18 protein-coding genes are annotated in these 22,496 nt (G+C 68.3%); 7 read left to right on the top strand and 11 right to left on the bottom strand.

The window, feature by feature from the left end; all coding sequences use genetic code 11:
- Positions 1-3 precede the first annotated feature (3 nt).
- Complete coding sequence (locus tag AMOR_RS09340; RefSeq protein WP_248360537.1) at positions 4-420, top strand: rhodanese-like domain-containing protein; 417 nt, start codon at positions 4-6, stop codon at positions 418-420.
- An 85-nt stretch (positions 421-505) separates the two neighbouring features.
- Here AMOR_RS09340 and AMOR_RS09335 read toward each other — a convergent pair whose 3' ends face one another.
- A complete protein-coding gene (locus AMOR_RS09335; protein WP_248360536.1) occupies positions 506-1,144 on the bottom strand; it encodes a PcfJ domain-containing protein in 639 nt (212 codons plus the stop codon).
- Between the two features lie 2,249 nt (positions 1,145-3,393).
- The gene (locus AMOR_RS09330; protein WP_248360535.1) at positions 3,394-3,717 is read right to left on the bottom strand and encodes a hypothetical protein; all 324 of its coding nucleotides are present in this window, start codon (positions 3,715-3,717) and stop codon (positions 3,394-3,396) included.
- Positions 3,718-4,684: 967 nt separating this feature from the next.
- On the opposite strand from AMOR_RS09330, the gene AMOR_RS09325 reads away from it, so the two are divergent.
- Both AMOR_RS09325 and istA read left to right on the top strand, forming a co-directional pair.
- On the top strand, positions 4,685-8,143 hold the full coding sequence (locus tag AMOR_RS09325) for an RNA-directed DNA polymerase (protein WP_248360534.1): 3,459 nt from the start codon (positions 4,685-4,687) through the stop codon (positions 8,141-8,143).
- A gap of 538 nt (positions 8,144-8,681) precedes the next feature.
- Entirely contained in the window at positions 8,682-9,779 is a 1,098-nt protein-coding gene (gene istA / locus AMOR_RS09320; RefSeq protein ID WP_248360533.1) for an IS21 family transposase, read from the top strand.
- Positions 9,780-9,876: 97 nt separating this feature from the next.
- Here istA and AMOR_RS29810 read toward each other — a convergent pair whose 3' ends face one another.
- Positions 9,877-9,978: a hypothetical protein gene (locus tag AMOR_RS29810; protein ID WP_404800961.1), complete on the bottom strand. Its 102-nt coding sequence runs from the start codon at positions 9,976-9,978 to the stop codon at positions 9,877-9,879.
- 924 nt (positions 9,979-10,902) lie between these two features.
- Between AMOR_RS29810 and AMOR_RS09315 the strand changes: the two genes are divergently transcribed.
- Positions 10,903-11,259 carry a hypothetical protein gene (locus AMOR_RS09315; protein WP_248360532.1) on the top strand — a complete coding sequence of 119 codons (357 nt, stop codon included), beginning with the start codon at positions 10,903-10,905 and terminating at the stop codon, positions 11,257-11,259.
- Here AMOR_RS09315 and AMOR_RS09310 read toward each other — a convergent pair.
- The 4 genes from AMOR_RS09310 to AMOR_RS09295 all read right to left on the bottom strand — a co-directional run bounded on the left by AMOR_RS09310 (position 11,231) and on the right by AMOR_RS09295 (position 14,902).
- Positions 11,231-11,482: a hypothetical protein gene (locus tag AMOR_RS09310; RefSeq protein WP_248360531.1), complete on the bottom strand. Its 252-nt coding sequence runs from the start codon at positions 11,480-11,482 to the stop codon at positions 11,231-11,233. The genes AMOR_RS09315 and AMOR_RS09310 overlap by 29 nt on opposite strands.
- A gap of 164 nt (positions 11,483-11,646) precedes the next feature.
- Positions 11,647-13,161: a PcfJ domain-containing protein gene (locus AMOR_RS09305; RefSeq protein WP_248360530.1), complete on the bottom strand. Its 1,515-nt coding sequence runs from the start codon at positions 13,159-13,161 to the stop codon at positions 11,647-11,649.
- Between the two features lie 11 nt (positions 13,162-13,172).
- The gene (locus tag AMOR_RS09300) at positions 13,173-13,763 is read right to left on the bottom strand and encodes a hypothetical protein (RefSeq protein ID WP_248360529.1); all 591 of its coding nucleotides are present in this window, start codon (positions 13,761-13,763) and stop codon (positions 13,173-13,175) included.
- Complete coding sequence (locus tag AMOR_RS09295) at positions 13,760-14,902, bottom strand: radical SAM protein (protein ID WP_248360528.1); 1,143 nt, start codon at positions 14,900-14,902, stop codon at positions 13,760-13,762. The genes AMOR_RS09300 and AMOR_RS09295 overlap by 4 nt, the downstream gene beginning before the upstream one ends.
- Positions 14,903-15,308: 406 nt before the next feature.
- Here AMOR_RS09295 and AMOR_RS09290 point away from each other — a divergent pair, with 406 nt between their 5' ends.
- The 3 genes from AMOR_RS09290 to AMOR_RS09280 all read left to right on the top strand — a co-directional run bounded on the left by AMOR_RS09290 (position 15,309) and on the right by AMOR_RS09280 (position 19,362).
- On the top strand, positions 15,309-16,247 hold the full coding sequence (locus AMOR_RS09290; RefSeq protein WP_248360527.1) for a hypothetical protein: 939 nt from the start codon (positions 15,309-15,311) through the stop codon (positions 16,245-16,247).
- A 118-nt stretch (positions 16,248-16,365) separates the two neighbouring features.
- The gene (locus AMOR_RS09285) at positions 16,366-16,806 is read left to right on the top strand and encodes a hypothetical protein (RefSeq protein ID WP_248360526.1); all 441 of its coding nucleotides are present in this window, start codon (positions 16,366-16,368) and stop codon (positions 16,804-16,806) included.
- Positions 16,807-16,974: 168 nt separating this feature from the next.
- Positions 16,975-19,362 (top strand): DNA polymerase domain-containing protein, encoded by a 2,388-nt coding sequence (locus AMOR_RS09280; RefSeq protein WP_248360525.1) that lies wholly within the window; start codon positions 16,975-16,977, stop codon positions 19,360-19,362.
- A gap of 139 nt (positions 19,363-19,501) precedes the next feature.
- On the opposite strand, the gene AMOR_RS09275 is transcribed toward AMOR_RS09280, so the two are convergent.
- From AMOR_RS09275 to AMOR_RS09260, 4 genes are all read right to left on the bottom strand, one after another.
- A complete protein-coding gene (locus AMOR_RS09275; RefSeq protein WP_248360524.1) occupies positions 19,502-20,005 on the bottom strand; it encodes an AAA family ATPase in 504 nt (167 codons plus the stop codon).
- Positions 20,002-21,015 carry a radical SAM protein gene (locus AMOR_RS09270; RefSeq protein WP_248360523.1) on the bottom strand — a complete coding sequence of 338 codons (1,014 nt, stop codon included), beginning with the start codon at positions 21,013-21,015 and terminating at the stop codon, positions 20,002-20,004. Before AMOR_RS09270 ends, AMOR_RS09275 begins: the two co-directional genes overlap by 4 nt.
- A gap of 118 nt (positions 21,016-21,133) precedes the next feature.
- Positions 21,134-21,757: a glycosyltransferase family 2 protein gene (locus AMOR_RS09265; RefSeq protein WP_248360522.1), complete on the bottom strand. Its 624-nt coding sequence runs from the start codon at positions 21,755-21,757 to the stop codon at positions 21,134-21,136.
- A 314-nt stretch (positions 21,758-22,071) separates the two neighbouring features.
- On the bottom strand, positions 22,072-22,353 hold the full coding sequence (locus AMOR_RS09260; protein WP_248360521.1) for a hypothetical protein: 282 nt from the start codon (positions 22,351-22,353) through the stop codon (positions 22,072-22,074).
- Between the last annotated feature and the right edge of the window lie 143 nt (positions 22,354-22,496).

The raw sequence follows: 22,496 nt of genomic DNA, 5'->3' as shown, positions 1-22,496 counted from the left end.
ACCATGAAGAGCTACGATTTCGAGGAAGCCGCGCGTCATTTCAGGCACAAGGTCGCGTTCACCACCGGCACGCACGAGGTGCTCGGGATGATCGATCGTGGCCGGGACGTCGTGATCGTGGACGTGCGGATGCCCGTCGACTGGCGGAAGGGTCACATCCCGGGAGCCGTGAACCTGCCCAACGGACAGTGGGACCGGCCAAGGGGACTCGCGAAGGACAAGCTCAACGTCCTGTACTGCTACTCGCAGACCTGCCACCTCGCCGCCGAGGCGGCCGTCCGGCTCCTCGCGCAGGGCTATCCGGTGATTGAGATGGAGGGAGGATTCGCGACGTGGGAGGCCGCCGGCTATCCCATCGAGAGCGCGGAGGCGGATGCGTCGCCGCGTCGCGACGTCCAGGAACCGGCTCGCGCGACGTGATCCACGGCGGCGCCGGATTTCCTCCGCGCCGCCCCTCGACCGGCGCTGCCCTGGGCCGCCGCGAGCGATCCGAAGTGCGCCTCGGTCACGCCACGCCAGCTCGTCTTGGGGCTCGAGTCCTGATGGCGCTCTCGTTCCGCACCTTCATGTCCGTGATCCTCGCGGTTGCCCCTTGCCAGGGCTGCAGACCCAGCCACTTCTCGAGCAGCCGCCGCTGGATCGGCGTGGGCTGTCGATCGTTGCTCCTGCGCGCCTCGGCGATCCGGAGGATCCCGCCGCGATCACGCGTCACCGCCAGGGTGACTCGCTCGCCGGCGGCCGAGGCGGAGTAGATGAACGTATCCCCTTCAAGGACGCGCGGCAGCCAGGTCGCGACGCAGTGGTTCATGCGCGCGCGCTCCGCCGCGAGCGCCTCGGGGGTCTCGATCGGCGTCATCTCGAGGCCGCGGACCGGCGCGCCGGGTGCGGGCGAACGCGGCAGCACGACGCGCTCGAGCCGGGCGAGCGCGTCGTCGTCGCGGACCAGTTGCACCGACGTCACCTCCCCCAGGTCGAGCGCCGGCACGCGTCGGAGCAGCGCTCCGACCCGCGCCGCGGCCGAGTCGCCGTCGTGCCGTCTAAGCCAGCGATCGCAGTCCGCGAGATAGCGATGAGGGTTACCGCGGCGCGACGGCGTCCGGCCGGTCGCCCGCGCGAACCGAACCACCCGCTCGAGCACGAGCACGACGCCTCCACCGCCGGGACCCGTCACGCCGTCTCCGCCTCGCCAGCGCCGGCTCACGCTCCCGCCAAGGAGGAGCGCGTGCGCCGCCGCGAACGCGGACAGACGGCCGCGCAGCTCGGGCTCGCACACGCCGCCGAGCACCCACATCGCCCGACGCATGACCGCGAACCAGCGCGCGTTCGAGATCGGGTCGCGCGGGATGTCCTCCGGCGCGAACCGAGGGGGGCGGTACCTCGAGGAGGTCCGCCGGCTCGACGAGCGCACGGGCGCGGCGGAGGAGGAGCCGCTTCGCCTCGACGGCCTCCGCGATCTCCGCTGGCCCGACCGAGCGGAGCCGGAAGGACGCGCGGCTGGCGCTCCAGGCCGTGCGTCTCGGGCGCGAGCGCGAACGCGGTGCTCGGGCCCGAGGCGGTCGAGTTGTTCGCCCCCGCCGAGCGCCTGCTCGCGTTCCCGTGGTCGAGCGAGACGGAGCGGAAGAACGCCTTCGCGCGGGTCGACGCGCGGTTCGTCGCGTGACGCCGCTGACCGCGCTCGCCGGCGCGCTGCTCGCGAATGTCTGCGCGGCGCACGTCCATCCCACGGCGGGGGAACGCCAGGCGGTGGCGCGTGGGCGATTTTCCACGCGTAACGTGTCCGACCCTCCCGTACAAGGCGGGCATGGGCAGGCCAAGTGGGGAGTCGCATCTCGCCGCGAAGAAACGGCGGGCGCGGCGGGATGCGCTGCGGACGCGCGCGTGCCGTCGTAGAGTTCGCGGGGTGCCGCGCGGCGGCGCCGCGCTCGAAGGGCTCCTGCACGAGCCGCCCCGGCTCGGAGGGAACATGTTCGACAGCACAGGCAAGAGATCGCGCGACGCGTTCTGCGGCTGCCGACCAGCCGGACTACACGATCGGGTTGTACCTCAAGGACGGGGTTAGACGACGCCGAGACCGTCAACGACTGGAAGCCCTCCCCCGCATTTCCGGTGGCGGTAGCGCTTTGTGACAAGCGGTTTCCCACGCCTCAAGCTCTCGGAGGCGGGTGCAGCGGCGGCCCAGCTTCTCTCCGAGTGTCGAGAACGAGCCGCAATCTGCATTGCATCGGCTCACTTACGAGCCGAGCGTCGTGGAGGAGCATGCGCGGAGGCTGGAGGAGCGCGCGATCGTGCGCGATGGTCGCGCCACCTTCCGGCGCGGCCCTCGTCGAGCTACCGCCCGAGTACGCTCTCAAGCCCGTGCAGCCGGATGCAGGTGGGACCGATGGTCTTGCTGTACCGTTGCTGCATAGCTCCGAGAGCCCGAAGAAGCCCTAGAGGATGTGAACCTGTGGCTTCGGATTCGTAGAATTACGCAACGTTAATCGGCAGGCGGGCAATCTGCACAATCGTGATTGAACGTGCACCGGAGTTCCTGAGCGAGTGAATGCGAGGGAACTCCGGTGCACGGGTGTGCTTGGACGCGGAGTGGACGCGAGGCCAGGTCGGCGCGCTGCGTGCCCTCGAAACGCCTCTCTGCAGCTCTCCAGGGCTCTGGAGTCGGCTGGGTGGAAGCTCGCGAAGGAGAAGGGTGGCAGGCTCGCACTCGTTCGGCACCGCGAACGGCTCGCGCTCGAGCACGGGTACTCACGCGAACCTCGGCAGGCGGTGCTGAAGGGGCTTCTCGCGGACGCGGTCCTGTCCGGGAGGGCTCACGCCGAAAGCCGGCAGTTCGTGGCCCTCTTGGCGGCCCCGGCGATCTCCCCGGCGATGAGGTCGGCGCTCGAGGAGTACGCCCCGGACGCCGCCCAGGGCGAATTCTTCCGTTATGCGGACGACCGGGGCCTCGTACGTGTGCACGGGTGTGGACTCGACGAGGTTCGAGCCGACGCGCCGGCGCGACCGAGGGGGGGCTGGGCGATCGGCAGGGCACCCGAGAGATCTCTTCTCGGACCTGAACCAGTGGATGCTGAAGGTGCTCCTCGGAAGTTCGCGGGGGCCCGAGCTCATCTCGGTCCCCCGGGACGGCGTCGCCTCCGCTTCGGAGCTGTCGGCCCAGGCACGAGTCTCGGGGCCGGCGGCATGGCGTCTCGTTTCGGCGCTTCGAGCGGAGGGTAACCTCGACGACGCGGCGCGACCGGTACGGGTTCGTGACCTGCTGGCTAGGTGGCGGGCCGCGGCCCTTCCGAAGCAGCGGGAGCTTGGAGCCGTCTGGATCATGCCAGGCCGGAATCCCCTCAGCGCCTCCGGCGATCCCTAGCCGATATCTGACGGCAGCCGGGACCGGCGCCGGCGTACCTAGGCCTGTTCCTGCCTCGAGTTCATCGCGCCGCTGGTCGGGGGCGAGGTGAAGCGGGGAGGGAGGGTCGCTTCGACGGTGAACGTCGGAGGGACGACCGCGCAGCTCCTGAGGTACGTGGACCTGCTGCTGATTCTGCCCTGGGGATCGGGCTCTCGGAGGAGGAGGGCTTCCCCCTCTCCGAATCGGTCACGATCCAGGTCGCGAACCCCGCCTCCTACCTCGTCCAGAAGGTGCTCGCGCTCGAGGAGCGGCACCCCGCGAAGCAGCCGAAGGACGTGCACTATCTGCACGACACCTTTTGCAGCGTTCGCCGACGCCATGCCGCGGGTCTGCAGCGCGTGGGACGCGGTCCGCCCGAGGATCAGTCCGGCCCACGTGCGAACGTTCCGGGCGCGGGCGAAGGCCCTTGCATCGGAGGCTATGGATCTGGCGCGAAGCGCAGCCCGCATCGCCGCAGACCGCACGCGGGCACCGACTCCACTGAGCGTGCAAGGCGTTCTGCATCGGGGGTTCCGCGAGGGATTCGACGTAATCCTTTGATGCAGGTTTGGGCGAACGCGCTTTTACGCGTGCGCACCAAGGCCACCCAACACGGCGATCGCATAGGCCGACGCAAATCCGCTCCAGTGGAGGGTGGTCCGCCGCACCGCACGGTCCTCGAGCAAGATGCTCGCGCAGCTTGCTTCCTCTTCGGAAGAGGCTCGGCAGCTTGTGGCAGTGCGGTCCCGGCTCGTGCATCACAGGCCTCTGTGGGCGAGCGAAGCCACGCGCTCGTTCATGCGCGAGCCCGGTTCGGGCTCGTCGCGCGAGGACGGCCGGTACTCGATTGCGTCGGTGCCCGGCGACACGGCACGGAACCGCAGCATACGTGAGCCCTTGACGACTCGCCAAGGTTCGCCGAGTGTTTCGAGACTGGCCCTACATCGCGCCGCACGAGATCCGCGCCCGATGTAGAGCCCTGGCTGGCTTGCCACGTCGTCTTCGGGGACTCCAGAACGAATGCCGCCGATACGCCTTGCGCCTCGTCTTGAATACCTGACCCAAGAGTACGTGCTCGTACAAGCATGGAAGAAGACCGCTAGCCATATACGATCGTACAATTGGTATTCGGATGCCCTAGAACTCGATCGCGCAGCCGTTGATCTTCCACGCTTCCTAGAAGCGTTGACCAAACGCCTGAGCTCTCCGAAGAGCTGGCACAGCGATCCGATCAGAGTCGTTCCCGCGCCGAAGAGTCAGCAGTGGTGTATCTCTCCGGCCGGATGGGGCCCCGTCAATGACGAGACGGTGAAGCTTCGCCCACTCGCCCACGTCAGTTTGATCGACCAGGTGGCTGCAACTGCGCTGATGATGTGCCTGGCGGATCGAATCGAAACACGACAAGGCGACCCGCGGGGGCCGGTCAATCGCCTGCACGAGCGGAAGCGGGTCGTCTCGTACGGTAACCGCCTCTTCTGCGACAAGAGGAAAGACAAGCTTCGACACCGTTGGGGTTCAGGCAAGATTTATCGAGGGTACTACCATGACTACCGCCGATTCCTTGCTCGAACAGACCTGGTTGCCGAGCGTGCGTCCGCCCAAGGGAATGGCAGGGTCGTTATCATTCACACGGACCTTCAACAGTTCTTTGATCGGGTGGCGCCTCGCCTGATCGAGCGGAACCTGGCCCGGGTCGCGAAGGAATCAGATGACGACGGGTTCTACGAGCTGGCGGGCAGGATTCTGTCGTGGCAGTGGGACAATCGTGATCGGAATGAGGTCGACAGGTACGCAAAGAATACGAAACTAGACAGCTTCTCGGTTGTGGCGCTGCCACAAGGGCTAGTCGCGGCGGGCTTCTTTTCGAATGTCGCGCTCCTGGAGGTCGATGATCTCCTACAGCAGGCGTTCTCCACTGAGATACGCCCCGGCATCCATCTAGAGGATGCGTGTCGGTACGTGGACGACTATCGGCTAGTAGTTCGGGCCGGTGCGAACGTAAGCCTCGATGCTCTCGAGCGCAGCGCAGTCGAATGGCTTCAGGAGCTCCTCAATCGTTGTGACACCGGGCTGCGCATAGCGAAATCGAAGACGAAAGCCGTCGATGTCCGGGGCGACGAGCGCCCTGCCGTGCAACAGAGCCGCAAGATGTCCAGAATTCAGGGGGCGGTGTCGGGAGGGTTCGACGTTGCCGGAGGCGAAGAGATCCTCGATGCGGTTCAGGGCCTGATTCGGACGCAACGGCGCTTCTCGACTGAGAGAGAGGGAACGCCAGGTTGGTCGCTGTCGCCGGTTGCTGACGTCCGGGATGCAACGGTCGCCCGCTTCGCGGCGGGCCGCTTTAGGACGACGTATAGGTCGTTAAGGCCGCTTCTCACTGCGCGCGAAGCGAATGCGGTGAGGTATGAGAACGTCGAGACCCCAGCGGATGAACGTCGGATAGCGGCGAGAAGTCAGGCACAACTTGACGACGAGGCTCGAGCATTCGCGCTAGGGTTGATCCAGAGTTGGGTGGAAGATCCAGCAAACGTTCGCCTTCTCCGGATCGGTCTAGACATCTGGCCTTCGCCGGTCGCGCTCGAGAAAGTCCTTCGGCTGCTGAGACCTCACCTAAAGACGGTCGAACACTTGAGCTCCGCACAGCGGGTCGCCTGGTACTGTCTCTCTGAGCTCTTTCGGGCTGGCGCATCAGAAACGGGGTATGTCGAAGATCTTGAGTCGCTGCCTGAGGGTGTAGACGTCCACGAATACCGACGTCTGCTGCGCAACGAAGCTGAAGAGCTTGAATGTCGCCGAAACGTCCCCTGGTATGTCAGGCGCCAGCTTGAGCTATTCCTAGCGGTAGCAAGGCCTGATGACAAATCCGTAACCCTCCAGGACGCGATCGGTGTCTGGTCGGGCCGTCGAAACTCAACTGAAGCTATAGCGACCAGTCTTGTAATTGCGAGGCGGGCGTTTGGGAAAACCAATGTGGCGGCCGAGGTAGCTCGGTCGACGGACGCGAGCGCGCTTCTGCCGTACATCGCCAAACGGGACCCATCGCTGGCCCTGGAGGTGGTAAATGCGCGCCAGGAGCTGACGAAGGCATTGCCGCCCCACGTTCGCGAAGACCTCTGCTTAGCAGCGCGGCCCCGAGTTCGCGGAAAGCGCACCCTTGCGAGTGTTGTCCTCGACTATGGAGCGGAGGGGCCGCTTCGCAACGAGCTTTCGATGCTGCTGTTCGCGGCTGGCTTCCTCAAAGCGCTGCAAGCGGATGGAAGTTCAGCGCCTGTTCGGCCTGGCGACGTGTACCTGCCCACGGTGGGCGAAGAGCCGTGGAACGCGAGCGGGGTCGAAATCTCGACAGAGAGAACCCCGGGCAACCCCTCGCTTTACGATCCGCCTGGATGGTGTCCCGCGGACGAGCAATGGCGGTTTAGGCTCGGATACCTGCTTAGGTTCATTCTGACGGTCGAGCGAGATTTCACGCGGCCTGCCGAAAGGCAACGACGGTCGAAGAAGCCATTGGGCGCGTACGCGGTTGCAGCGCCGTCGTGGCTGCAGCGCCGTTACGGTTGGTTCAACGGTCAAGTCGCATTCGGAGACGATTGGCTGCCAATATCTGACTGGGCTGAGAAAATGCTTGCCGCTCTGTTGGCGTGGCCAGGCAGCAAGTCCTCTTCTGAGGCCAGGTATGTTCGCCGGGGGCTAGGGGCGACCCTGTCGGCCGTCGAAGATCGTATTGGGGAGCTTCTGCACAAGCGCGGGAAGTCCACGAACGTGCTAATGCTTCCCCTTCTGGCCCGTCGGCCAACGAGGCGAGACGAAAAGCGTCCGCTGCGGGCGTGCGTGCTTCAGACCGTTATTCCGGGTGCAGATGAATTCAAGCCTGATGACCTCTCGCTCTCTGACCCATCCACTCGGCGCCGCCACCGCAACCACCTCGCCGCCGCTCTTGCCGCAGTCGAACGGCTGCTTGAGCTGCGGGAGACGCACCGGGAACGTGGTGGTCGCCTGGACTGGCTGATCCTTCCGGAACTCGCTGTGCACCCCAATGACGTGCGGACGCACCTCATTCCGTTTGCGCGGGCGCACCGGACCATCATCCTCGCGGGGCTCGCATATCAGAAACTGAGCCCCGGGCAGCCTCTAATCAACTCCGCGCTCTGGATCATTCCTGAATGGACGCGGCGTCACGGTCTTCAGGTCAGAGTGTGCCGGCAAGGGAAACAGCACCTCGCGCCGGACGAGGAGCGACGAAACGGTCGCACGCAGGTGCTCAAGGGATTTCGCCCGTGCCAGTGGATTGTGGGATACCAGTGGTCTAGCGATCGACTCGACCGTCCGTTGTGGCTTACGTCATCGATCTGCTACGACGCGACAGATCTCTCGCTGGCAGCGGACCTGCGCGACGTGTCGGACGTCTTCGCAATTCCTGCCTTTAACAGGGACATCAAGACGTTCGATCAGATGTCCTTGGCCCTGCACTATCACATGTTTCAGGTCGTCATCCTGGCGAACAACGGATCCTACGGCGGCAGTAATGCTCATGCGCCGTTCCGGGAGCCGTACCACAGCCAGGTGTTCCACTTACACGGTCAGCCTCAGGCCTCGGCAGCATTTCTGGAAATTGATGATATTTCTGGCTACCTGCGGAGGAAGTCGCGCGCCCTTTCGCAGTCTCGAGACAGGCCGAGGGCTCGGTCGAACATCGCTTGGAAGTATCCGCCCGCTGGCGTTGGCGGATCTGAGCAGCCTCCGCGCCGTATCACAATTCGCAGAGCGTAGAGTCTCGCCTGTTGCGCCATCTGATTCGGGTGGCTTGGTCGATGCTGTTCTGGAAGCAGGGCCAGCGAGCAAACGGTGTGACGACGTTAGTCGTGCGCTAACCAAGAGCGGCCGGCGAGACGCGTCACCCGCCGGGCTGGGGTAACCGCCCGGCGACGGACGTGTGGCGGCGCGAGTTCACACACGATTCGGGAGTTGACCGTACTCACTGCGTGCTCAGGGTGGCGTAGGAGAGATCCTAAGCGCGAGGCGAAACCAGTCGGGGCGGGTGGGCGAGTACGCCGGGAGTCCGCGTGTTCGCTTTCGTGGCGAGCGCGCGGGAGTCGTTCTGGATCGCGCGCCGTCTCGGTCCGTTTCGTTCGGCGAACTGCCGATCGCGGCGGTCGGCCCTTCGCCTACCTAGTCGTGGCCCGCCGCTGGGCGAAGGATGTAGAGCGACAGCTAAACTGACCCCCTTCGCCCCTCGACGAGGAGGCGGAGATGGGCTGTGAAGTCGTGGCTGTGGCACCCCCGATGGCGGAGGTGCCGATGGCGGCAGATGCGAGAGCTCGCAGCCCGAGGCTGGGGGGCCAAGCGCATCGCCGCGGAGCTGGGGGGTGGCGCGGAACACGGTGCGCCGGTACCTGCGGGCGGCGCGGTCGGAGTGCAGCAGCGGTCGCTCCGGCGGTCTCTCGACGAGGCGGCGCGTACGGAGGTGGTCGCGCTGGTCGACGGCGCCGCGGAAGGTAATGCGGTCGTCGTTGCGGAGATGCTTGCGGCGCGCGGCGTCGATGCGAGCGTCAGTACGGTGCAGCGCGCCGTCGTGGACCATCGGCGTCAGCAGCGTGCGGCCGATGTCGCGACCGTTCGGTTCGAGACTGCGCCGGGTCGGCAGATGCAGATCGACTTCGGCGAGCGTAGGGTCTCGATCGCCGGCGAGCAGGTAACGGTGCACTTCCTCGCCGCGGTGCTGAGCTACTCGCGCCGGCTGTTCGTGAAGGCGTTCCTGCACGAGCGGCAGGGCGAGTGGCTCGACGGGATCGCGTCGGCGTTTCGGCACTTCGGCGGCGTGCCCGCCGAGGTCCTCGGCGACAACTCACGGTGCCTCGTCGTGGCGCACAACCGCGAGGCGCAGACGGTTACGTTCCACCCGGCGTACCTCGCGTTCTGCCGCGACTGGGACGTGCAGCCGCGAGCGTGTCAGCCGTACCGCGCGCGCACCAAAGCGAAGACCGAGTCCGGCGTGAAGTGCGTGAAGCGCAACGCCATCGCCGGCCGGCAGTTCGAGTCGTTCGGGCACCTCGAGGCGCACCTCGCAGAGTGGCAGCTCGCTGCCGACCTGCGGGTCCACGGCACGACGCACGAGCGACCAACGGACCGGTTCGAGCGCGAGGAGTGGCAGGCGTTGCGCGCGCTCCCGGCGAGGCCGCTGCCGACGCACGGCCGGCCGCTACAGCGGCGCGTCGCGAACGACGCGCTGATCGACATCGACACGGTTCGGTACAGCGTCCCGCACCGGCTCGTCCGCGACCATGTCGAGGCGCTCGCGTCCTCCGACCCGAGAAGCGACCTCACTTCTCCGGAGTCGTCATCCATTCGATTAGCTACGAGCGCCGCGTACCTTTCCCGATCCCAAGGCGCGATCATCGCAGCGTAGGAAAGTGCCTGCAGAAGCTGAAGGCGATCGCGAGATCGCTTCAGCTCGATGACGTAGGCCGCCCGTCAGGCATCGGGGTTCACGAGCTCGACGCCGTTCAGTCTGCTCGCAGGCCGCGCAGGAACGCCGGCCAACTGGCGCCGTCTAGAGCGGTGACGACGTCGAGGCATAGGGCCTTGCGCCGACCATCGCTGTTCACGCCGACGCCGATTTGACAGGCGACGTTCAAGATGCGCCGCTCCTCGCGGTACTTCACCTTAGCGCGCGTGGAGCCAGACGCAGTTGTACGGGCTCGAGAGCGGGCGCATGCGGAAGCTCACAACGGCGTCGAGCTCCTTCGAGAGCTGCGACATCTGGGCTCCTCGAGAGCTTCTCGACCCCGAGCGTCTGGCACCAGGTACTCGATGCTCTGCGTCGAGATGCCGAGGAGGTCAGGTGCGCCTCGGCCACCGCCTCCGTGAGCGCCTTCTCGACGCGCGGTCGCGGCTCGAACAGGCGCCCAGGAAGTACGTACCTTCGGCTCGATGTGCTCGGGCTTGACGGATCCTCAAGGACTCTCAGAAGCGGCTCGACCCAGTGTTTCGACGGCCCGAAGGAGGCCTCCGGAGCGACGCACCAGCCTGCACGCGGTTACCAAGAATTACGCAACGTTAGCCGGCAGGCGGGCAATCTGCACAATCGTGAGTGAGCGTGCGCCGGAGTTCCTGAGCGAGTGAATGCGAGGGAACTCCGGTGCACGGGTGTGTTTGGACGCGGAGTGGACGCGAGGCCGGCCGGTGCGCGCGAGGACTGGCGTGCACGGGCGTGGGGAGTTGCGAGAACCCGTCGATCGTGGGGCCGGAATAGCGCATCATGGTGGCTCGATGTCGCGCAGGAGCATCGCGTCAGCGCCGTTCGAGATGATCCCGCGGAACATTCTCCGGGTCGGGCGGGAAGTGTCCGCGCTCCTTGCCAGCGCAGGGATCCCGCACGCCTTCATCGGTGGGTTCGCCGCAGCGGCGCACGGGTGGCAACGCGTGACGACCAACGTGGACGTGCTCGTGCCCCGGGCTCACGATCGCCTCGTACGAGAGGTCCTTCGAGCGAGGCGGGAGCCCCGGGCTGGGTAGGCGAGCACTCAGGAGTGCGCGTGTTCGTGTTCGTGCCGAGCGCGCGGGAGTCGTTCCTCGATCGCGCTCCGTCCCGGTCCGTCGCCGTCGAGGGGGTACCCATCACGGCGGTCGGGCCGTTCGCCTGCCTCGCCCTGGCTCGCCGCTGGGCGAAGGACGAGGCGAACTTCGCGGAGATCGTGAAGGGCGGGGCCGACGTCCAGGAGGCGACGAGATACCTGCGCCGGTACGCGCCGTGGCTGCTCCGCGAGTGTCGCCGGTTGGTAGCGCGCGCCCGGTCCGAGCCGAACCGTGAGCGCGAGGCGGCAGGAGCGGCAGATCGACCGAGCAGCCCGAAGAGGTTCAAGAACCCAATCGCGATAGAAAAGTAGGCGACGCACGCACGGACTCGCTCATCTCGTCACGGACCATGACTTCACCGAGGTCCTCGGCGACGAGCGAGCAGACGAGAAGGGCTGGGCGCGGCTCTGGGACCGCTTCGACCGAGAGGCCCGCCGCTGGAGCGAGCGGGAGCGCCTCGAGATCTATGGGCAGGCGGAGCGCGATGACGGCGAGCGCCGGCGTCTCGTCGGCGAGTTCCTGCGACGTCGTCATGGCCGCCTCGCGCACGAGATCGCGGTGCGAGGGGTGCCGGGCCCGGGCCCGGATCGGACCACCCTCAACGATCCGCAACGATATGGGCTGGCTGTATGACGTCGCCGGGTTCATCGCGCGCAGCCACAGCGAATCGCTGCGATCGGCGGTGGATCGCCTGCTGGTCAGGCGGTCCCTGCCTGCAACTGCCACAGCCGCACCACCCATTGCTCCACCACACGCCGCGCGTCCGCGCTCGGCGGTCGGTTGGCGAAGCCGCGCAGGTCCGCGATCTTGAAGCCCCCGGCACGGCCCGGTTCGATGGACAGCGTGAGCCGTTCGGCACCGACCCGGGCCGCGTAGAAGAACTGCTCTCCACGGACGGCGTTCGGCAGCAGCGTCGCCGCGCAGTGGTGCATGTCGCGACCTTCCTCGTAAAGCGCCGTCGCGGTCCGGATCGGCTCGATCTCGAGGCCGGGTTCGGGCGGAACGAACGGCAATCGGGGGAACGGGTGCTGCTGGGCGTGGGTCGCTTGCCACCAGATGCTCGCGTCCTCGAGGAACGTGAGCGGATCGCAGCCGGGGGACGGGCGTCGACCCGTGGCGTCGCAGTACGCCGCGAGGCGGTTCACGAGGTGCAGGACGCCGAACCCATCCATGCCCGGACTGTTCGCGCTGCGGCGGACGTGGCCGTCGATGAGGAGCGCATGGCGCGAGACGAACCGGGAGAGTGCATCCCTCGCGCCCGGCGCGAGGTGTGATGCGCGCGCGAGCGCCATGCACGCGAACGCCGACACTCGGTACCAGCGCGCGTTCCGATCCGGCGCGTGAGGGATGTCCTCGGGTGCGAACGAGGGGAGCGCGGGTCGGGTCAGATCCGTACAGGAGACGAGGGGGCCCGCGCGACGGACGAGCAGCTCCTGCCTGTCGCGAGCCTCGACGCGTTCGCGCCACGTGGCCCCGAGGTCCTCCCGGGGAAGGTCCGGATCGCGGAACGGAGAGGGGAAGGGGAGGCGGCCCCAGCAGCGCACGGAACGCCGGATGAGCCTCCGGAGCGGCATCCCGGCCAGGGCGTTCCAGACGATCGACCGGGACGCCAACCCGTCCATCAGCCTGCCGGCGAACGCGTGGGCAAAGGCGTGTTGGAACGAGAGCAGCAGGGCTCCGGGGCAGACGTGCGCGAGCTGCGCGACGCGGCCGGACTCGTCGTTCAGGGCGGCGGAGTAGATCCACCATCTCAACTCGGGCGCGAACGGCAGCGCGGCGCAGAGCGCGTCGCGGTCGAGTCTCGCGTGCAGCGCCCGAGCGATAGCGCGCAGGTGTCCGGTGCACGAGGAGGCCGACCGGCGAAGAGCGGGGGTCGCCTGGCCGTAGGTGATGCAATCTGTCGCGAACTTCGCGAGCCGCTCGAACACTCCGCCCCACCCCGAGCGGTGGCCGACCGGCCAGATCTGGGGCATGAACTCGGCGACGTCTGGGCGCGGTGCTCTCGATGCGCCAGGGTGCGGCCCGAGCCGCCGGACGGACAGCTCGGCGGGGCGGCCGACGTGCACGACGAGGTGCCGGGCCTCGTCCCACCGCTCCACGAGGAGCTCGAGCCGCTTGCCGCGCCACCGATGCACGACCACGACCGCCTCGCCGGCACCCTCGAACCGCGCCGTCGTCTCAAGGTCGAGCTGCCACGGGTCCGTCCACCGCATCGGGTCCCCCGTCACCGTGCCCGAGACGTCCACCGCGGCGCGACCGCGCTGACGGCAGGTTCGTGCAGTGCGCAGAGCAGCTCCAGCGCCGCCTCGAGCCGTCCCGCCTCCACGTGCGCCTCGTCGGTGTCGGCCAGGTGGAACGGGTGGAGCACCGCTGAGACGCCGGGCGCGAGCGTGAATCGTACGTGACGCATCGGTCCGCGGACCGCGTGCTTCACCGCCTCGATGCGGCGGTGCGACCAGAGCGCGAGCGCCCACGCTTCTGCCGGTGAGGCAGGGACGAGCGTCGACCAGGCTTCCTCGAATCGCAAGGCGCGGGACAGCGCCGCGGGATCGAGGCGTCTCACGTAGAGCGCGGTCGCGATCGGGGGCCAGCGCGGGAGCGGACGGCGGTGGAGGAGCTCGGCCCCGCACGCCACGAGCGTGCTCCGGAGCCGCTCGCGGTCATGCCAGCCGAGCGGCGTCACGACGAGGTAGCTCACGCGAGGCGATCGCAGCTGCGCCGCGCGCGCGTGGACGGCTAGGACCCACCGGGCGAGATCCGCGCCGACGTCGGACGTCGGGCCCGACGGCACCACGGCCAACCTCGCGGGGCTCATGAGCAGACCTCGTTCGCGCGGACGTTGAACGTCCGCGTGCAATTCAGGCAATACCGCCGGCAGATCGGATCCGAGAGGCAGTCGGCATCGCGCACGAACCCAGCGCTCCGGGCGCGCTGGACCTCCGGCGCGTCCGAGAGCGGACCGAGCGGCGCGCCGCCCTCGCGAAGGTAGATCGAGCACGGATAGTAGGAGGTGGCGTCCGCGGTGCGCTCGGTGAGCGGGATCCAGCACCGCCAAGGACGTGCCGCGGGACGGCGCACCGCTTCGAGGCCGAGCGCGTCGGGCCGAAAGACGGTGCGAACCTTCAGCCTGAGGAGCGGGAGCGCGCCCGCGGGGTGTGCGCGGAGCAGCTGCTCGAGGTCGGCGCGGACCTCGTCCGCCTCCCGGAACGCGCCGAGGTCTCCGCGCGCGTCCACCTCGCACAGGAGCTTCAGGTCGTCGGGCGCGAGCCCGAGCAGGAACCGCACCGTGTCCTGGAGGCGGTGCCGGTTTCCGCGGTGCACGACCATGTTCACCACGAGGAACACCCCCGCGCCGTCCCTCCGCGCAGCGCCGAGCGCGGCGAGGGTCCGGATCGCCGCGGACCACGCGCCGGGCCGGCCGGCGGTGATGTCGCCGGAGTGCGGGTCGGCGGCGCCGAGCGAGACGCGGATCTCGTCGATCCCGGCGGCGACGAGGTCGAGGTAGCAGCGGGGCGGCCTCGTCCCGTTCGTCGTGACGCTCGTGTACCGGACGCCCCGCGCCTTCGCGAGGCGGATCATCGCCGGGAGGTCCGCGAGCAGGGACGCCTCGCCGCCGGTGAAGTGCACGTGCCGGATCTCGGTGCCGTCGTGCGTGGCGAGGAGTCGCGCGAACGACGCGAGGTCGTGGTCCGCGGCGCGGCCGCGGCCCGGAGCCGCCGCGCCCTTGCAGTAGGTGCAGGCGAGGTTGCAGCGCGGCGTGACGAACACGGTGAAGCGGTGCAGCGGCGTCTCCGGACCGAGCCGCTCCGGCGCGTCGAGGAGCGGGCGGAGCTCCGTGAGCCTCCGCTCCTGCGTATCCTCGAAGAGCAGATCCGGGACCGGGCTCCGGGCGGGCCGAAGGTCCGGCGCGGCTTCGCGGGAGCTGCGATCGGCTGCTGCGTGGGCGCGGTTCACGGGTCCCCCTCGGGGTGACTCAATACGTGAGGCATACGTACGCCCACATCGTCCGACATGGCCAGACGCATGGCTGTGGGACAGCGGAACTCTTCGGCTTTCCCCGAGTGTGCGGCGCGGCGACCCGGGTCCCGAGCCGTCCCGTTGATCGTCGGCTGTGCCTGCCCATCCCCCGGACAGCGGCGCTTTCCGTTCGCGAGGGGCGCGTCCTGACGGCCCTGGTCGATCATCGCAGCACGCGAGGCGAGCGGTGGCGTTGCCTTGTTGTGTTGGCCGTCAGTTAGGTCGGATTCGGTGTTGCGGCGGACGCGGCCCAGAGCTGGGGGAAGTCACCGGCATCGGAAGCCGAAGGCTTCTGGCAAGGCGTGACGCTGCGCGAGCGCCCGACGCGGTGTAAGGTCGTCGCGTGACCGACGCGAACTCGACCATCCCGCCCAGCCCGCCAGCCCCACACGTTCCGATCGGAGCCCACGTCACGAGCCGGCACGCGCCGGAGTGGGGCAAGGGAACGGTCCTCGGCAAGGACGGCAAGCTCGTGCGCGTTCTCTTCGTGGCGCATCCCTCCAGGAAGCAGGTGGTCGTGCCGGCCACCTCGCTCGTCGTCGAGCACATCAGCAACTGGCCCGATCCTTCACGGTCGGCCGCGACCGCGTCGAGCCCGTCTTCGAAGTCCTCCAAGGCCACCCTGAAGAAGAAGCTCGACCCGCCCGAGCGGACACGCGAGGAAGGCCTCCAGTTCTTCCTGAAGGAGTTCCCGGGGGCGTTCGCCGATCCTCGGTACCTGAAGGAGGAGCGCGAGTACAAATGGGCAGCGCACGAGGTCTTCGCCCAGACGCTCGGCGATGGATCACTGTCCCGCCTCGTCGAGGCCGGCGACGCGATCGAGCTCGCCGACCGCGCAAAACGCGTCGAGGCCGCGACACTCAATCTTCTCTACCCCGTCGAGAAGGCGCGGTTCCGCTCCGCGTTCGCGCAGCCGGACGTCGCGCTCGCGTACTTCCGCGCGCTGCGCGATCTCCTAGAGGCCGCCGAACCGTCGAGCGCGTTCCCCGCTTACGCGAAGGCGGTCGAAGCCCTGCCGAACCCCGGCGGCCCGTCGGCGTCCTGGCCGATGGCCACCGTCCTCCCCTTCGCGGCACGTCCGGACGTGTTCCTGTTCGTGAAGCCGACTCCGACGAAGGAGGTCGCAAAGCGGTTCCAGCTCGACCTCTGCTACAAGCCGGCACCGAACTGGGGGACTTACGAGCAGGTGTTGAAGCTCGTGAAGCTCCTCCGCGACGACCTCGACCCGCTCGGCTGCCGCGACCTGATCGACGTGCAATCCTTCATCTACCGGAGCGTCTGAGGGCCAGGCGTGCGCCGGGCCTCGTGACTCCCACGGTCGTGTGCGGCACACCGGCTCATCGAGGCAGCGTGCCGTGACCACACGTGGACCTCGGTCACCGGGGTGAACCATGTCCGTTGTGAATCGGAAGGCACAGCAGCACGCGGGGCCGTGGCTCGACCGATTGTTCCCGATCCAACTACACGGTGGGCGGATCGGGACGGTGAAGGGTTTCAGCGTGCTGCCATCGAATACCGGGATCCTGGAAGGCGGCCTGGACCCGGAGTCGAACGAGCAGCAGCGGCGGAAGATCCGCGCGCTCGCGAAGGACCGGTACGGCCCCGTCGTCGAGGTCGAGCCCGTGATCGAGCCGCTCCCCGAGTTATCCCGTCCAGGCCGTCCCCGCGAGCGCCTCCCCTGGATGGCGTGCGTCGCGCAACTCGAGTCGAAGCCCCACGATCCGGAGAGGCTCGCCTCGGCGGTCACGCTGGTGTGGTGGCAGGACGCTTTCACGCGCCCCATCCCCGAGGAGATAGAGCGCGCAGCGGCCTGCATCGACTGGGCGAGCGCCAGCGACTGAGGCCGTACTCGATCGCCTGATGAAGGGGCTCGTCGCAGACTTCACCCTCGGACGAGCACATGCATCGGACGCGGCTGCGCGAGGCCGCCGAAGCGCGGCCGCGCTTCAGCAACAGCGCCTCGCTGTCGGCCCCGCGTGCTTTCCTGCAGTGCTCGTGAGGGCTCCCGGGTGATCGACGTGCGTGGGTTCATCGTCTCGGCCTGGGACGAGCACCGGGCCGACGGGCCCGCGCCCCGGCGCACCCTGGCCACCGGGCGCCTCGAGGACGGGCGCAGCTTCGCCCTCGTGTTGCCCGCGCCGGCGCCCGCCGTGTACGTGGCCGCCGCGGACGGCCCTCGCGCGGCCGCCCTGCTCGGCGGCACCCACCGCGCCACCCTCGACCCCACCGCCTGGTCCGATCTCGCTGGCGCCGCCCTCGCCCGCGTCGAGCTGCGTGCGGGGGCGGCCGAGGACGCCTGGCGGAGGCTGGCCGCGAGCGGCACGCCTGCGCGGCACGTGGAGCGCGGCCGTGCCTCGGACGGACTGCTCGCGCTCGGGCTGGTCGGGCCGGTTGCCATGCGTGGTGAGCCGGTCCCGGGCCGCCGCGTCGGCCTGGTCTTCGTGAACCCGGAGCTTGCCCCGTCCGCGGCCGTGCCGCAGCTGGCGTGGCTCGCCCTCGACATCGAAACCGACCGGGCCGGCACGGTCACCGCGGTGTCCCTCGCCGGCGCGGGCGGCCCGGGGGAGGTGCTCTTCGTAGGGCCACCCGTGGCCTCGCCGACCGTTATCAGCCTTCCCTCGGAGAGAGCGCTCCTGACGGTGCTGAGCGATCGAATCCGCGCGCGCGACCCCGACGTGGTCACCGGCTGGAACGTCGTCGACTTCGACCTGCAGGTCCTCGCCGCGCGCTACGCGGCGCACGGCATCCCCTTCGACGTGGGGCGAGTCCCGGGCGGCCTGGCGCTGCGCTCGCGCCCGGGTGGCAGGCACTCCATCGAGCTGGCAGGGCGCGCCGTGCTCGACGCCATGCGGCTCGTGCGCGCTTCGGGGCGGCGGCTCGACGACTTCACGCTCGACGGCGTCGCGCAGGTCATCCTCGGTGAGGGCAAGACCGTCTCGGCGCGCGGGGAGGCGAAGCTCCGGGAGCTGGAGCGCCTGCGGCGCGACGAGCCGGCCCGCTTCTGCGCCTACTGCCTCCGCGACGCCGAGCTGGTCCTGGCCATCCTGGCGAGGACCGGCCTCGACGCGCTCACCGCCCGCCGCGCCGCCCTGACCGGCGTCTCCCTCGACCTGGCCTGGACCAGCATCCCCGCCTTCGAGCGGATCTACGGCGCGGCGCTGCGCGCGCGACGTGTGGTGCCACCGGCTCGCTCGGACGCGCCCGTCTCCGGCGCCGCGGGAGGCACCGTGCTCGCGGCAAAGGCGGGCTTGTTCAAAAACGTCTTGGTCCTCGACTTCCGCAGCCTCTATCCGTCGCTCATGCGGACGTTTCACCTCGACCCGCTCGGCCACGCGCGCGCCACGGAGCGTCCCCGGCCCGACGACCTGGTGGCGCCAAACGGCGCCCGCTTCGACCGTACCGAGGGGATCCTGCCGGGCATCCTGGAGACCTACGCGCGGGAACGGGAGGCAGCGCTCGGTGCCGGCGACGAGACGGCGGCCCACGTCTACAAGATCCTCCAGAACTCGTTCTACGGCGTGCTGGGCGCCTCGGGCTGCCGCTACGCCCGCACCGAGCTGGCGGGGGCCATCACCTCCTTCGGGCAGCTCTTCCTGCGGGCGGCGCGCGACTGGTTCGAGGCACAGGGCCACGAGGTGCTCTACGGTGACACCGACTCGGTCTTCGTCCGCTCCGGTTTCGGCGACGAGGCCGGTCACGCGGCTCTTTCCGGCCTTGGCCGCGAGCTGGTGGCGGCGCTGAACCGGCACCTGGCCGAGCGCATCCGCAGGGACCACGACGTCGCCTCCCACCTGTCCATGCGGTGCGAGAAGGTCTACCGGCGCTTCTTCATCCCGCGGCTCCGCGGCGATGCCAGCCCGGACGGGCGCGGCCGCGGCAAGGGCTACGCCGGGCTGCTCCTCCTGCCCGGAGACGCGACCGAGATGGAGGTGCGGGGGATGGAGGCGGTGCGGAGCGACTCCACGCCGCTGGCCCGCCGCTTCCAGGTGGAGCTCTTGCGTCACCTCTTCGCCGGCGATGGGGAGGCCGGGCTCCGCGCTCACGGCCGGGAGACCGCTGCCCGGCTCCCCCGGGGCGATTTCGATGGCGAGCTCGTCTACCGGAAGGCCCTCCGGCGCCCGGCGGAGGGGTACGAGACGCAGACGCCGCAGGTCCGCGCGGCACGTCTCCTGGGCTGGACAGACCGCCGCGGGCGCGTGGACTACGTGATGACTCGCGCCGGCCCGGAGCCGGTGTCGGCTCGCAGCGGGGCGCCGCTCGACTACGAGCACTACTTGGAGCGGCAGCTCCGCCCGATCGCCGAGTCCATCGCCCAGGTCCTCGGCGCCAGCGCTGACGATTGGCTGGGGGAGGCCGGTCAGCTCGGATTGTTCGCCTCGCCCCGAGCGGGGCGCTGAGCGCTCCGTGGACTACCGACACGAGTTGAGGCGTTTACGGCGCCTACTCTCGCCGGACGAAATGGTTGGTCGCGATTCGGAAACATCGGGAGCGTAAGGTCCAATCAGCGCTGCCGTTCCTGACGACGGCTGCGTCGGCTCACGCGCAGCCGGCGAGAACCGCGTCGACCGTCTCCTCCGGCGTGAGGCTCGAGTTGTCGACGAGCCGCTCGAACGGCTGGAGGTGCTTCAGGACGTCCGCGGTCAGCTTCAAGGACACGTCCACGTCTCGGAACCCACACGCGGGCCGCTGCAGGACGCGGGCGCGGAGCACGGCCGGCGCGACCAACAGCGCGAAGACGCGCACTTCGATCGCGCGGTGCAGCTCGCGAAGATCGCTCAGGAACCGCACGACCTTGTCCCCGCTGAAGGTGTCGACGACGATGACCGGCCGGTGACCGAGCCTGACGAAGTCTGCGACCACGAGGACGCTGACGTGCTCGGCCTGGTTGGTCCAGTCGACAGGGAAGACCATCGATCGCAGCGCGTCTACCTCCATGCGCACGCCGCTTTCGAGCCGTGATGCGAGCAGCTTCGCCGTCTGGCTCTTCCCGGAGCCCGGCGCGCCTCGAATGATGATGACGTCCGGCGGTGAAGCGCTCACGGCACCTCAACGACGACTGGCAGGTTGCACGAGAGCTGCTTGCACGGAAGGTCGCAAGTCTTCATGAGCCGGGACACCTCTGTCGCGCGTCGCTTGCACAAGATCGCGATGACGTCCTCCTCGGCGATGTTTCCGAGCGGCTCCCGCGCCAGCGGTATGCGCCGGTGATCGAAGCACTTCACGAGGTCGCCGTTCGGATAAACGCAGATGTTCTTTCGGGCTGCGCACGCCAATGGGCCTGTGCGGGACGAGGTGGCGGTCTCGTGCCAGCTTCCGCCAAAGTCCATGTACGGCTGGACCGTGTGCGGGATGCCGCGCTCAGCGCAGAAGTTCGCGACACGCACGACGTCCGTCTCGCTCTCGGACGCCAGGACGGACTGTACGCGCAGCTTGCCACCGAGGATCGACCGCGCGACTTGTACGTTCGCCATGACCCGCTCGTAGTGGGCCTCGCCGCGGAAGGCCTCCCAACGCTCGCGTTCGACCGTGTCGACCGACACGACGAGCCCGTGGCCGAGCTCGGCGTAGCGTCGGAGGAACAGCTCGTCCATGAGCACGCCGTTCGTGACGACGATCATGGGTACGCGGAGGTCTCTTGCCGCGGCCCCGATCGCGAGCACGTCGTCGGCGAACAGGAGAGGCTCGCCGCCCGTCACGGTGACCTGGTACAGGTTCTCGTGCAGCCTCTTCAGGCACTCGATGAATCGCGAGACGGGCAGGCGCTCGTCATCGCGCTCCGGCGTCTTCCATATGCCGCATTTCGGGCAGCGATCGCTGCACCGGCGCGTGATCATGTAGATGAGCTCGTTGCCCTTCACACCGTAGAACCGGCGAATCGGCGTCTTGTACCAGCGGTAGATGCTCCACTCGATCGTCTTGAGGAGGAGCATCGGAGCGACGTGGAGCTTGCGGTCGACCCGCTGCAGGAATGGCGCGACCTCGCCGTAGTAGTCGTAGATCCAGTGGGCGGGGCTCGGCGCGCTTGCGCGTTTACGGTAGACGAGGCTCACGCGTTCCCCTCGTAGATCGACTCGGACGAGTCCCAGAGGAGCACCGTGTGCCCCTCGTAAAGCGTCGCGCTCGAACTCTTGTACTTCATGAAGAGGCGGACAAACCGTCCCAGCCCAGTCACCGTCGAGCGGTAACCGAAGTCGTGCCAAAGCTTCGCGCGAGGACAGAAGCCGATGCGGTACTTGCTCCGGCGGCGGAGAGGTCGACGTCCTCGCCTGCAGACGTGGGGAACCGCTCGTCGAACGTGAACTCTCGAGCGACCTCGGCCCTCATGCCGAAGTTGAGCGACGGCATGTACCAGAGCTCCTTGCGGTCAGGCAGGAGCCACTTGCCGTTCAACGTACCGTTCAGGTCGTGGTAACGGTCGAGCAGCGTGGCCCCCCACGCGTACGTCATCCCGCCGACCGTGCCGAACGCGCCGTCACGCAGGAACCCGGTCATCTTCTCGTTCCACGCCGAGTCCAGCACGCAATCGTGATCGGTGAACAGCAAGTACTCGGAACCAGAGTCCAGCGCGCGCTCGACCCCCACGTTGCGCGCTCTTGCGGGCCCGCCATTCGAGGCGAGTCGGACGTGCTCCAGGAATCCAAAGGGTGCGTCGTGCCGGATCGGGCTCGCGTCGTCGATGAGGTAGACGCGGTCGAACGGAAGCGTCTGACTGTCGACCCTGGCGAGCAGGCGTCGCAGGCAGGCGAGGTCCCACTTCGTCCGGATGTGGCAAGGGATGACGAGCGCGCTCACGGGTGGCCTCCGTACCCGGACGCATCGAAGCACGTTCTTGTGGAGATGTGCCACGGAGGAAGGCGAGGGCGACATCGAAACGCGGCGCTAGGTTCGCGGGGGCTCGGGGCGAGCAACCTTGTCGACTCGTGGGACGAGGCGAGAGCGCTCGTGAGCGCCGCGGCGCCTCGGGTTAGCGGGGCATGTAGGTCCTGACGAACCGCCAGCGCACGAGTGTGCGCCTAGTCCGCAGGAACGCCCGGAGTCGCAGCGGCCCGAGTCGTTGGATTGAGCAGAAGGAGCGAGCCGTCACGGACTGCATCCGAGCGCGTCGACTACTTGACGCCGAGTCGAACTGCCCTGAACCACTCCGGACGCTCGAATCCTTTCTCGCCGAAACCCAACAAGACTCGCCGCTGCACGGAGGCAAGCTCCTGCACCGACAGGCCAGCCTCGCATCTGTTCGTGCTGGAGTCGCTGTGCTTGTTCTTCGGAATCCACTTGATCCCGGTAAGAGGGTGAATCTCGACGCGACCCATCCGCTTGCCGTTCTCGTTCACGGCGACCCGAACCACGACATCTCGCCCATCGATCTCGACTTCCGCCCTCTTCGGCATGCTCCCTCCTGCGTGCGCGAGGCGCGCTTTCGGTCACGTACCATAGAGCACGCCTCATCGTCGTCAGACGCACTGGCACTCTACGCGGTCACCACTTTCGCCGTGGGGGCCCCACGCTCGGACGCCTGGGCCGAGCGTTACTC

The sequence above is a fragment of the Anaeromyxobacter oryzae genome (assembly GCF_023169945.1).
In the GTDB taxonomy this organism is placed as follows: domain Bacteria; phylum Myxococcota; class Myxococcia; order Myxococcales; family Anaeromyxobacteraceae; genus Anaeromyxobacter; species Anaeromyxobacter oryzae.
The sequence above is the reverse complement of the archived record's forward strand: the minus strand, read 5'-3'. Positions and strand labels throughout refer to the sequence as shown.